Source organism: Polynucleobacter necessarius (genome assembly GCF_900095175.1).
Lineage (GTDB): Bacteria > Pseudomonadota > Gammaproteobacteria > Burkholderiales > Burkholderiaceae > Polynucleobacter > Polynucleobacter necessarius_I.
In genome coordinates, this window is the sequence record NZ_LT606946.1 from 1,610,342 (window position 1) to 1,622,968 (window position 12,627).

Below are 12,627 nucleotides of genomic sequence, written 5' to 3' on the forward strand. Positions count from 1 at the left end.
ACAATTTCCTATAAATCAAAGATGATGGTTTGGCCCAATCGTGGGCAAACCAGTTAAACTAGTGGGAGGAACAGATCCCATTGAAATAATATGCTTGAGCGCCGCTTCGACACTCATCTCTAATTCAATGGTGTTCGCACGGGGGACAATCATAAAAAATCCAGAAGTCGGATTTGGTGTGGTTGGTAGGAATACGTTGACATAGTCCTCACCCAACTTCGCAGCCACTTCTTTAGCTGGCATACCAGTCTGAAATGCAATCGCCCAAGAATCTGCATGGGGATAACGAATTAATAATGCTTTGCTAAAAGCTTGGCCACTACCAGAAAATAGTGTGGAGGAGACCTGCTGAACGCTGGAATAAATTGATCGCACAATAGGAATGCGATTCATGAACTGGTGCCATATCTTTAGCCACCATTGCCCTGCAAAACTAATTGCAAGTAATCCAGTAAGCATGATGACCGCAACAACGATCAGAATGCCGACACCTGGCAACTCACGGAAATGCCGTAAATCTCCAGCAAACTGATTGGGGAAAATGGTGATAAGGGCTTGCATAACAGAGCCAAAAACACCGTCGAGCAGGCCCAAGCCCCATGCAATCACCCAAATGGTGACTGACATTGGTGCCCACACCAGAATGCCTGCGATGAAGTATTTTTTCATTTGCCTATGCTTGAACTTTGCCTAACCTGGCATTTTAGCGGTTTAAGCGCCGGCAGGCGACAGACTAGTAAAGACCAAGGCCGATTATCAGAATCCCAGCCAAAAAACCGCCGACAAATAGCAAAGCCCCTGCCAAGAGGCGATGGGTACGTCTTTCCTGCAATAAAAGGCCTTTTAAGACCTCCAATTCAGGATTTGACTCTGTACGAGGGATACGTGCCTGCGCCAAACCCTCCGCAATCAAACGCGGCAGGGTGGGCAAGATTTGCGCCCAACTTGGCGCCTCAGCCTTAATGCCATCAACCAAAGCCCGCCAACCAAGCTGCTGACTGACCCATTTTTCCAAAATTGGCTTTGCAGTCTTCCAGAGGTCTAAGTCTGGGTCAAGCTGACGTGCAAGACCTTCAACGTTCAATAAGGTCTTCTGAAGCAAAGTGAGTTGGGGTTGAATTTCTACCTTAAACCGTCGGGAAGTCTGGAATAAACGCATCAGCACGATCCCCAAGGAAATTTCTTTCAGTGGTCGATCAAAGTAAGGTTCACAAACGGAACGTACTGCTCCCTCAAGCTCTTCGACGCGCGTGTTTGCCGGAACCCAACCAGACTCGATATGCAATTCAGCAACACGACGGTAATCGCGATTAAAGAAGGCGAGAAAATTTAATGCCAAATAACTTTTATCAGACTGACTCAGCGCGCCAACAATACCGAAATCCAAAGAAATAAATCGGCCGAATGTTTCTGGCTCAAGACTGATCATGATGTTGCCAGGGTGCATGTCTGCATGAAAGAAACCATGCTCGAAGACTTGCGTGAAAAATATTTCTACGCCATCGGCTGCAAGTTTTTTAAAGTCAACACCTGCGGCGCGCAACTCGGCTGTTTTTCCAATCGAGATGCCATCCATCTTTTCCATCACGATGACATTCGTATGACACAAATCCCAATACATCTCTGGAATCATTAACTTTTTAGAATCAACAAAATAGCGACGCAACTGACTTGCATTTGCTGCCTCGCGCATCAGATCTAATTCATCATGCAAATGAGTATCAAACTCAGCAACGTTTTCACGAGGCTTTAAGCGACGCCCATCCTCGGAAAGTCTCTCAATAATTTTTGCTAAGTCATAGAGCAAAGCAAGATCGCCATCAATGATTGGCAGGATGCCAGGACGCAGAACTTTAATCGCAACAGCGCGGCCCTCCCACTCTGGATGTTTCTCCGTTCCACGTAATAAGCCAAAGTGCACTTGGGCCACAGAGGCGCTAGCCGCGGGAGTTGCATCAAAACTAATAAATACTTCTTCGATGGACTGCCCAAGTGCTTGCTCAATGAGGCGACAAGATTCTTCATTCGAAAATGGCGGGACTTGATCTTGCAGTTTCGCCAACTCGTTAGCAATATCTTCAGGCAATAAATCACGACGCGTAGAAAGCGCTTGCCCAAATTTCACGAAGATTGGACCCAGCGCCTCTAGGGTCAAACGAATCCGCTCACCTCTGGGTAAAGATTGACCTGGAGAGGTCCAACAAATGACAGTCAACACACCACGGCGAAGGCCAGATTTTAGAATATCGCGCAGTAATGGCAACATGCCATAGCGCCATGCAGTAAAGAAAATAAAGGAAAGGTGGGCTAGACGACGCACAATGAATTAACCTTTTCGCTCTATAAGTTGGATGCGCTTTTCTATGCGATCAACTGCATCACGCAAAGCGTTTAATTCATTTTTACGAATCATAAAATCTCGTTTATTCAAAAGTACTTTTCTTTCTTCGCTGACATACTCAATGACATTTTCCAACAAGTCAGTCGCCGCAGATTTCCCGGCAGAAACGAATTTTTTACCTTGGCGTACAGCAAAATTAGCAGGTGCATCTCCAATGAAACGCGCCAGATCCTCTTCATACTCCCACCGAATCTGCCCTGCCAAGCGACCTAATAATTGCGCTAGGTCAGCATCGCCAGTGATCTTGACGGACTTCATGGCCTGTTCCCGCAAATTACCTGAACCGCCAGCTAATGCGCTAAGCACCTCAGAAGAGACTTCCAGCTCAAGAGATGGAGCATCAATATTGCTTACAGCAACTAAAGAACCCTCGGGTGCTATCTCAAAACCCAAATTGCCGATTGACAAACCCAGCAAAATCACTTTGCCAGCATGTCGAGCCAACTCTGCCATAGCCCATGGCTCAGCTTTGAGTACGTGATTAATTCCTTGAGAGGCGGCAGAAGCAGCAATGTGATGGGTGGCAGATGAAGTCGTGGTCATAAGTGTAAAAAACCCGCACAAGTGCGGGCTTTCAAAGGAAAGTACCTCAAGCTTAAACTAACTGAGAAATACCCGCTAGTACCCAGCCCCCAGGACCACTTACAGGCTTACTTAAGTTCCAAATTTCAGAAAAATTATTTGCTTGTGCGCCTGCTTGCTCACGAATCATGCCCGTGAACTGAACGCTACAGTAATAAGTATTGTCAGTTGTTTCAATTCCCAATAACTGTGCATTGAGAGTAACCACATCAGTTTGGTTAGCGCTGTCGGCGCGACCTGATAGGTCTTGCTCAATCGTTGCGAACATTTCAGGTGTGGTGTACTCGCGCAAAGCATCTAGATCGCCCCGATCCCATGCTTTTTGCAGAGTTGAGAAATACTGTTTTGCATTATCCAGAAATGCATATTCATCAAAACCTGGCGGCAAGGTTGATTGGAGTGGCGCTGGTTCACTAGAAATACCACCAAATGCATTTGCAGCTGGTGTAAATGCTGGCTCCTGCCTAGGGGCCTGGTCCATATTGGCACGCTGCATTCCTTGGAAAGCCACTTGAGGGCTTTTGTTGGCACCAGATAAAGCAGGCATCATTCTTCTCATTACGAACATGATTGCAAAACCTGCTAAAGCAGCAATCAATAATCCAGTGATTAATGAAGCGGCACCCTCACCCAAACCAAAATGAGATAAGAGGTAGCCAATACCAAGTCCCGCAGCAAACCCGCCGAGGATTCCACCCATTCCGCCTAAGCGACTAGATGCTGGTGCTGGTGCTTTAGGCGCTGTAGCCGGCGTAGCTGGCTGAGCTTGTTGAGCTGGTTTTTGTACAGGAGCAGCTTGTTTTTGCATAGGCGCACTTGGTGCCTTACCAAAACTTCTGCCGCCACCTAAACGAGCGGCATCAGCATGACCAACCGTGGCAAAAATTAAGCTGACACTTAATAGCGTTGCCTTGAAAAAATGCTTATTCATCTTTTTATCTCCTATGGAACTACTTTAATTCTGGACCGCTAAAAACTACAAATTCACTAGTATTTAATACCAACATGAAGCGCGACGATACCCCCAGTCATTCTATGAGCATCAACTTCATCAAAACCGGCCGTTAGCATCATTTCCTTCAGGGTTTGAGCATCTGGGTGCATCCGAATGGATTCAGCTAAATAACGATAGCTCTCAGAATCTTGGGCGATTTTTTCACCCAACCAAGGTAAAACCTTAAATGAGTATGCGTCATAGACTGGCTGTAAAAAGGCATCTGGCTTAGAAAGCTCCAGCACCAGAACTCGACCTCCTGGCTTAATGACCCGCAGCATCTCTGCTAAGGCAACATCTTTGTGCGTCATATTGCGCAAACCAAAGGCTACCGTCACTACATCAAAATGATTATTGGGAAAAGGAATTTTCTCAGCATCAAACTGAACGCAGGGCAAAGCCAAGCCTTGATCTAGAAGACGATCACGACCAACTCCGAGCATGGAAGCATTAATGTCGCTTAACCACACTTGCGCTTCCGGGGTATGACCCCAGCCAGCTGCGCGTGCAAATGCCGCAGCCAAGTCACCTGTACCACCAGCGATATCTAAAACTTTTTGCCCGGGACGAACTTGTGCACGAGCAATGGTGACTTTCTTCCACAGGCGATGAAGGCCGAATGACATTAAGTCATTCATCACATCGTATTTGCTAGCTACAGAATGAAATACCTCTGCGACCTTACCTGCTTTTTCAGTCTCATCGACGCTTTGGTATCCAAAGTGAGTCTTACTCATATTCTTTGCTCTATCCAATGAAATACTCAATGACTACCACAAGACTTGCCACCAGCAACACCCATTGGAGCATCTCGGTCTAATCCAGCAGCAGCTAATTTATCTAAATGCTCTTTCCAAAGCTCTTCCTGGTTCTCGCACAAAAATTGCAGGTAGTCCCAAGAATACAAGCCAGAATCATGACCATCTGAAAAGGAAGGCTTCAAGGCGTAGTGGCCTACAGGCTCAATATTGGCAATGAGGACTTCACGTTTACCGGTTTGCAAAGTCTCCTGTCCAGGACCATGACCCTGAACCTCGGCAGAAGGAGAAACCACTCTTAAGAACTCAAAAGGAAGGCGATAAGTGTTGCCGTTTTCATAAGAGAGCTCTAAAACTTTTGACTGCTGATGCACCACAACATTCGTTGGAATCATTAAACCAATACCCTTTCAATGCCGCCTTGATTTGCCTTAGTAACATAATCCTGCATCCAATCAGAGCCCAATAATTTTTGCGCCATTTCAACTACGATGTAATCAGCAGTCGTATCACTATCGGCATCAAAGCGAGTAAGGCCTTGTAGGCAAGATGGGCAGCTTGTTAGCACTTTGACATCGCCAGTGAAATCATCTTTACGCAATTCATTGGCAGCCTTCTCCATCTCGATCTGCTTACGGAAGCGCACTTGAGTTGAAATATCAGGGCGAGTCACAGCAAGAGTTCCAGATTCACCACAGCAGCGATCATTCTTCTGAATGGCTTTGCCATCTTCAAGCTGAATCAACTCATTTACAGTCTTAAGTGGATCCTGCAACTTCATCGGTGAGTGGCATGGATCGTGATACATATATTTCACACCAGTTACATTCGAGAGCTTGACGCCCTTTTCAAGTAAATACTCATGAATATCAATGATGCGGCAACCTGGGAAGATCTGCTCAAACTGATAACCTGCTAACTGGTCATAGCAAGTACCACATGAAACTACGACAGTCTTGATATCTAAGTAGTTCAGGGTATTAGCAACGCGATGGAAGAGAACGCGATTGTCCGTAATCATCTTTTCTGCTTTATCGAAGTCGCCATTGCCACGCTGAGGGTAGCCGCAACAGAGGTAGCCTGGGGGTAATACCGTTTGTACACCCACATTCCACAACATTGCTTGCGTCGCCAAACCCACTTGCGAGAACAAACGCTCAGATCCACAACCAGGGAAATAAAACACCGCTTCCGTATCCGCAGAAGTCGTTTTTGGATCACGAATAATCGGCACGTAATTCGCATCCTCAATATCCAAAAGTGCGCGCGCAGTTTTCTTCGGCAAGTTACCAGGCATCTTCTTATTCACAAAGAAAATGACCTGCTCTTTTATATTGGGCTTGGTAACCGTTGCAGGTGGATGGGCAGTTTGCTTACGTGCCAGTTTACGGAATACATCGTTACCCAAACGCTGAAGCTTATAACCCCAGCCAATCATGGTCTTACGAGCCAACTTGATTGTGTCTGGATCGGTGGCATTCAAGAAGAGCATAGATGCCGCTGTTCCAGGATTGAAACGTTGTTGACCCATCTTGCGTAACAAGTTACGCATATTCATGGTGACGTCACCGAAGTCAATTTTGACTGGGCATGGCGTTAAGCACTTATGACATACAGTGCAATGCGCTGCAACGTCATCAAACATTTCCCAATGACGAATCGACACGCCACGGCGTGTCTGCTCTTCATACAAGAAGGCTTCGATTAACAGCGAGGTTGCCAAAATTTTGTCGCGTGGACTGTAAAGTAAATTTGCGCGCGGCACATGCGTAGAACAGACCGGCTTGCACTTACCGCAACGTAAACAATCTTTCACGCTATCTGCGATCGCGCCAATATCGCTCTGCTGCATGATGATGGACTCATGGCCCATCAAGCCAAAGCTCGGAGTGTAGGCAATGCGGAGATCCGCATGCGGCATTAACTTGCCTTTGTTGAAACGCCCCTCAGGATCCACACGTTTTTTATAAGCGCGGAAATCTTTGAGCTCTTCCTCAGTCAAATACTCGAGCTTCGTAATGCCGATCCCATGCTCACCAGAAATCACACCATCTAATGAGCGGGCTAATTTCATAATCCGATCGACAGCGCGATGTGCATCTTGCAACATCTCATAGTCATCCGAATTCACTGGAATATTGGTATGCACATTACCGTCACCAGCATGCATATGCAGCGCTACGAACACGCGCTTGCGCAAAATATTTTTATGAATAGCCTCTAATTCATTGAGGATGGGCTCAAACGCCAAGCCGCCAAAAATGATTCTCAGTTCAGCACGAACCTCAGTCTTCCATGAAGCACGCAAACTGTAATTCTGCAGATCCGGGAAGTACGTATCCATCTGTGTCAGCCAGTCTGACCAACGCGCCCGTACTTTAGAAATAAGTTCTAAAGCTTGCTGAACGCGATCACCCAAAATTTCAGCGCTGGGGATTTCAAAATCCTCATCATTCTTACCAAGTGGTAAAGCGCTCTTTTTCAAGAAAGCTTCGAGACCATCTAAAACTTGTAATTTATTTTTAAGCGAGAGTTCAATATTGATGCGCTCGATACCCTCGGTGTATTCACCCATACGCGGCAATGGGATCACCACGTCTTCATTGATCTTAAAAGCGTTAGTATGACGAGCAATCGCAGCAGTACGCGCACGATCGAGCCAAAACTTCTTACGTGCCTCGGCACTAACTGCCACAAAGCCTTCGCCCACTCGGTTGTTGGCCATGCGCACAACTTCACTAGTCGCCGCCGCCACCGCTTCCTCATCATCGCCAGCAATGTCACCAATCAATACCATCTTGGGCAAAGCATTGCGCTTGGACTTCGTGGAATATCCAACTGCTCTTAAGTAGCGATCATCCAAATGTTCTAGGCCGGCAAGGATTGGCCCGCCATCTTTACTCAAACCATCGAGGTAGGCTTTGATTTCTACAATGCTCGGAATCGCCTCTTGTGCTTGACCAAAAAACTCCAAGCAAACAGTACGCATGTATTTAGGCATGCGATGCAAAATCCAAGTAGCGCTGGTAATCAAGCCATCGCAACCTTCTTTTTGAACGCCAGGTAAGCCTGATAAAAACTTATCAGTCACATCCTTACCTAAACCTTCTTTACGAAAGCGCTTGCCTTCTACTTCTAAAATTTCTGTTTTAAGAATGCGCTCGCCTGGCTCACTCAAGCCATCAGACCAAGTCAGCTGAAAACGCACTTTATCTACAACGTGAATTTTTCCCAGATTGTGGTCAAGACGTTCGACATCAAGCCAATTACCCTCTGGATCGACCATGCGCCAGCTAGCTAAGTTATCGAGTGCAGTACCCCACAAGACTGCTTTCTTACCCCCAGCGTTCATGGCAATGTTGCCACCAATGCAACTCGCATCCGCTGAAGTTGGGTCGACCGCAAACACCAGCCCAGCGCGCTCTGCAGCGTCTGAGACTCTGCGGGTTACTACGCCAGCACCAGTAAAGATCGTAGAAACTTCATGCTCTACACCCGGTAAGTGTTTAAGCTTGACAGCATCGATTTGCTCAAGCTTCTCAGTGTTAATCACTGCCGACATAGCGTAGAGAGGAATAGCGCCACCGGTATAACCCGTGCCACCTCCGCGAGGAATGATGGTTAAGCCCAACTCAACACAGGCTTTCACCAAACCAGGGATTTCAGATTCATAATCCGGCTTAAGCACTACCAGTGGAAACTCAACACGCCAGTCTGTTGCATCAGTCACATGCGCTGCACGTGAGACACCATCAAAGCAAATATTGTCAGAGGCAGTAATGCGGCCCAACTCTTTACGAGCACGCTTACGAATTTCCGCAACCTCTTTAAAGCCCTGCTCAAAACTTTCAACCGCATGGTGTGCGGCTTTCAATAAAACCTGCACTTGCTCAGCAGATTCGCCGCTAGATCTTTTCTTCACCTCGCCAAGACGATGCCAAAGAGCTTCAATCAACAATTTGCGACGATTGGCGCTATCTAATAGGTCATCTTGCAGGAAAGGATTGCGTTGCACAACCCAGATATCACCCAGAACTTCGAACAACATGCGGGCCGAGCGGCCAGTACGGCGCACCCCACGCAAATCATTCAGAACGCGCCATGACTCCTCACCCAACAAGCGAATAACGATTTCACGATCGGGAAAAGAGGTGTAGTTGTAGGGGATTTCGCGGAGGCGGGGTGAGCCCGCTTCAGCATCCAACAACTGGTTCAAAGCTAATGGAGCGTTCATAGCGTCATATTTGATAAATATGCATTTTAATTGAGGGATCCTGATATTGGCAGGAAACCAAGAAAGATGTTGGCCTAAGGCGATAAACCCTTGCAAATCTAAGGGCTTAGAGCCCATTCATGGTACGCTCATCGCATGGCAACGAACTATTTAAAGAAAATTTTATCGGCCCGAGTCTACGATGTGGCCAGGGAAACAGAGCTCCAAGTAGCCCCCGAACTCACGAAGCGCTTAGGTAACCAAGTTTTACTCAAAAGAGAGGATAACCAGCCGGTTTTCTCCTTCAAACTGCGTGGCGCCTATAACAAAATGGCCCATTTGCCCCCAGAAGCCCTAAAACGGGGGGTTATTGCAGCTTCAACCGGCAATCATGCCCAAGGCGTGGCCTTGGCGGCAGCCAAAATGAAGTGCAAAGCGGTCATCGTGATGCCACTCACCACCCCCAGCGTCAAAATTGACGCAGTCAAGGCGCGCGGCGGGTCTTGGGTTGAAGTGATCTTGCATGGTGAGTCCTATAGCGATGCTTTCCAATACTCTGAATTGTTGGAGAAAAAATGGGGCTTAACCTTTGTCCACCCTTTTGATGACCCCGATGTCATTACTGGACAGGGAACGATTGCCCAAGAAATTTTTCAGCAACACCAAGAGCCTATCGATGCCATTTTTGTCGCTATCGGTGGTGGTGGCCTCATTGCAGGTATCGGTGAATATGTCAAAGCAGTCAGCCCCAAGACCAAGGTAATCGGCGTTCAGTCAGTTGATTCAGATGCAATGAGAAGATCACTCGAAGCTAATAAGCGCATCGAGATGAAAGATGTCGGCCTGTTCTCCGATGGCACTGCAGTCAAACTCGTTGGTAAAGAAACTTTTCGTATTTGCAAACGCGTAGTTGATGACATCATCACTGTTGATACTGATGAAATCTGCGCCGCTATCAATGATGTCTTCACGGATACCCGCAGCATTCTCGAGCCGGCTGGCGCTTTAGCCATTGCCGGTATGAAGAAGTATGTCGAGAAGCATCGCCTGAAAAAGAAAACATTGGTAGCAATTGCTTGTGGCGCGAATATGAATTTCAGTCGCCTACGCTTTGTTGCCGAGCGCGCTGATGTTGGTGAATTCCGCGAAGCCGTTTTTGCAGTCACCATTCCTGAAGAGCGTGGCTCATTCAAGCGCTTCTGCGAGTTGCTTGGCAAGCGTAATGTCACTGAATTTAACTACCGCATTGCCGACCAAAGCGAAGCGCATATTTTTGTTGGTATTGGCACTCAAAAGGCCGCTGATAGCACCACTATTGCAAAGCATTTTCGCAAAGCAAAATTTGCAACAATCGATTTGACGCATGATGAGTTAGCAAAATCTCACCTGCGTCATATGGTGGGCGGTCGCTCTACTCTTGCTCAAGATGAATTACTTTATCGCTTTGAATTTCCGGAGCGCCCAGGTGCTTTGATGAAGTTCCTGACCAGCATGGCACCCAATTGGAATATCAGTCTTTTCCATTACCGCAATCACGGTGCAGACTATGGTCGCATCTTGGTTGGCCTTCAGGTTCCCAAAAATGAGCAGAAGAAATTTCAAAATTTCTTGGCTTCACTCGGTTACCCACACTGGAATGAAACTGATAATCCTGCTTATCGTCTGTTCCTTAAATGAGATGTAATCCGTAAGTGTCATACACACTCACCGGGAAACTCGTCGTTGCGATTTCATCGCGCGCCTTATTTGATTTCGAAGAAGAAAATCGTATCTTCGAATCTACAGATGACAGTGCCTACATGAAACTCCAATTAGAGCGCTTATCTAAAGCTGCGCAAACTGGAGTTGCTTTTCCGCTTGTAAAGAAGTTGCTCGCATTTAATGAAGAAGGTGAGCAGCGTGTTGAGGTAGTCATTCTTTCTCGCAATGATCCAGTGAGCGGCTTACGCGTATTCCGTTCAGCAGAACATCATGGCCTTCATTTAGAGCGTGGCGTATTTACCAGAGGGCGCCCACCATATCACTACCTTCGCTCGCTACATGCCAACCTATTTCTCTCGGCTAACGAAGATGATGTGCGTGCCACGATTGATGCAGGGTTTCCTGCGGCACGTGTTTATCCAGAATCCAGTAAGACTGCAGAGTCTCACCCAAATGAAATTCGCATTGCTTTTGACGGAGATGCTGTTTTGTTTTCCGATGAGGCGGAGCAAGTATTTCAGAGTGAAGGCTTAGTAGCCTTTGTCGATCATGAAAGCAAGAAGGCTGCGATCCCTTTGCCGCCAGGCCCATTTAAACCTTTACTAGAAGTGCTGCATCGCTTGCAACGCACCACTAGTGAAAAGGGTATGCGCATTCGAACAGCATTAGTTACGGCTCGCTCTGCACCCGCACATGAACGTGCCATTCGTACGCTCATGGCTTGGGGTATCGATGTCGATGAAGCCATGTTCCTAGGCGGACTCTCCAAGAGCGAATTCCTCCGCGAGTTTGAGCCAGACTTCTTCTTTGATGATCAAACCGGTCACTGCCAATCCGCTGCATCAGTAGCGCCTACTGGTCATGTCGTATCTGGCGTATCCAATAAACCTAAAAGCTAATGCCCACACTTTCTCTTGGTCAAGCAACGCAATATCCCGATCAATACGATCCGAGCTTGCTCTTTCCTATTCCGCGTTCAGAGAATCGCCTTAAGCTTGATATCAAGCCCAATCAAGCCTTACCTTTTGTAGGCATTGATGTTTGGAATGCCTTTGAGCTTGGCTGGCTCAATAAAAAAGAGAAACCCCAGATTGCCCTAGCGGAATTTCAGATACCAGCTGATTCCCCCAATATGATTGAGTCCAAATCATTCAAGCTGTATCTGAACAGTCTCAATAGTGCCCGCTTTGAAGATGAAGCTGAAGTGCGCGAAAGATTGATTGCAGATTTATCGGCAGTAGCTGGGAGCAAGACTGCCACTCGCATCAACCCAACAGAGATAGTTGCCAAAAAAGGAATACAAGAGATGAGCGGCGTTCTCATGGATCGTCTTGATATCGAAATCGATCCAAGCCTATCCGCTGATCCTGCTTTGCTAGAGGTAAATGAATCGTTTGGACCCATCGAGCAATGCTTGGTTTCCCATTTACTTAAATCCAATTGCCCGGTGACCGGTCAACCAGATTGGGCTAGCGTACAAATTCGCTATCAAGGCCGCCCCATTTTGGAAGAAGGCTTGCTGCGCTACTTAATCGGATTTAGACAAAAGGGAGAGTTTCATGAGCATTGCGTTGAAACCATCTTTACGGATATCAAGCACCAGTGCAAACCAGAGAAACTTTCTGTCTACGCTCGCTATACCCGACGTGGCGGTCTGGATATCAACCCCTTCCGCACCGATCACAATGCGCCCTGGCCTGACAATATGCGCCACGCTAGGCAATAACTAAGGCTCGATCACCTGTTTTACTGGTGCTACGCTGGGTCCATAAATCAGCTCAAGATTTTTTTGAATCCTAGGCACTTGCGAGAAACAGCTTTTAACTAGCGCTGGATTTGCATACCAATCGGCATCATCTCGCGCTTCGTCAATAAATGATTTCATGACAATGGCACTATCGACATCATCAAGCCCAGCAGCCTTGAGTTTTGCAAATCCCGATGAACAAGCTTTTGCCAAATAAAGGCCTTCTGCCTT

General features: G+C 47.1%; 11 protein-coding genes. 3 read left to right on the top strand and 8 right to left on the bottom strand.

Annotation, left to right across the window (positions count from 1 at the left end; genetic code table 11):
* Positions 1–15 precede the first annotated feature (15 nt).
* From DXE44_RS08350 to DXE44_RS08380, 7 genes are all read right to left on the bottom strand, one after another.
* Entirely contained in the window at positions 16–669 is a 654-nt protein-coding gene (locus DXE44_RS08350; protein WP_114654026.1) for a DUF502 domain-containing protein, read from the bottom strand.
* 64 nt (positions 670–733) lie between these two features.
* Positions 734–2,320, bottom strand: coding sequence for a ubiquinone biosynthesis regulatory protein kinase UbiB (gene ubiB / locus DXE44_RS08355; protein ID WP_114654027.1), 1,587 nt, complete (start codon positions 2,318–2,320; stop codon positions 734–736).
* 6 nt (positions 2,321–2,326) lie between these two features.
* Complete coding sequence (locus DXE44_RS08360) at positions 2,327–2,944, bottom strand: ubiquinone biosynthesis accessory factor UbiJ (protein ID WP_114654028.1); 618 nt, start codon at positions 2,942–2,944, stop codon at positions 2,327–2,329.
* Between the two features lie 52 nt (positions 2,945–2,996).
* Positions 2,997–3,914: a Tim44 domain-containing protein gene (locus DXE44_RS08365; RefSeq protein ID WP_114654029.1), complete on the bottom strand. Its 918-nt coding sequence runs from the start codon at positions 3,912–3,914 to the stop codon at positions 2,997–2,999.
* 56 nt (positions 3,915–3,970) lie between these two features.
* On the bottom strand, positions 3,971–4,714 hold the full coding sequence (gene ubiE, locus DXE44_RS08370; protein WP_114654030.1) for a bifunctional demethylmenaquinone methyltransferase/2-methoxy-6-polyprenyl-1,4-benzoquinol methylase UbiE: 744 nt from the start codon (positions 4,712–4,714) through the stop codon (positions 3,971–3,973).
* A gap of 26 nt (positions 4,715–4,740) precedes the next feature.
* Positions 4,741–5,130 carry a gamma-butyrobetaine hydroxylase family protein gene (locus DXE44_RS08375; RefSeq protein WP_114654031.1) on the bottom strand — a complete coding sequence of 130 codons (390 nt, stop codon included), beginning with the start codon at positions 5,128–5,130 and terminating at the stop codon, positions 4,741–4,743.
* Entirely contained in the window at positions 5,130–8,969 is a 3,840-nt protein-coding gene (locus DXE44_RS08380) for a DUF3683 domain-containing protein (RefSeq protein WP_114654408.1), read from the bottom strand. Before DXE44_RS08380 ends, DXE44_RS08375 begins: the two co-directional genes overlap by 1 nt.
* A 135-nt stretch (positions 8,970–9,104) precedes the next feature.
* On the opposite strand from DXE44_RS08380, the gene ilvA reads away from it, so the two are divergent.
* From ilvA to queF, 3 genes are read left to right on the top strand one after another with little or no spacing between them, the layout of a single operon-like run.
* The gene (gene ilvA, locus DXE44_RS08385) at positions 9,105–10,625 is read left to right on the top strand and encodes a threonine ammonia-lyase, biosynthetic (protein ID WP_114654032.1); all 1,521 of its coding nucleotides are present in this window, start codon (positions 9,105–9,107) and stop codon (positions 10,623–10,625) included.
* 14 nt (positions 10,626–10,639) lie between these two features.
* Entirely contained in the window at positions 10,640–11,548 is a 909-nt protein-coding gene (locus DXE44_RS08390) for a 5'-nucleotidase (RefSeq protein WP_114654033.1), read from the top strand.
* Positions 11,548–12,375 (top strand): NADPH-dependent 7-cyano-7-deazaguanine reductase QueF, encoded by an 828-nt coding sequence (gene queF, locus DXE44_RS08395; RefSeq protein ID WP_114654034.1) that lies wholly within the window; start codon positions 11,548–11,550, stop codon positions 12,373–12,375. The genes DXE44_RS08390 and queF overlap by 1 nt, the downstream gene beginning before the upstream one ends.
* Here the strand turns inward: queF and DXE44_RS08400 are convergent, their stop codons facing one another.
* Positions 12,376–12,609, bottom strand: coding sequence for a hypothetical protein (locus DXE44_RS08400; RefSeq protein ID WP_114654035.1), 234 nt, complete (start codon positions 12,607–12,609; stop codon positions 12,376–12,378).
* Positions 12,610–12,627: the final 18 nt, after the last annotated feature.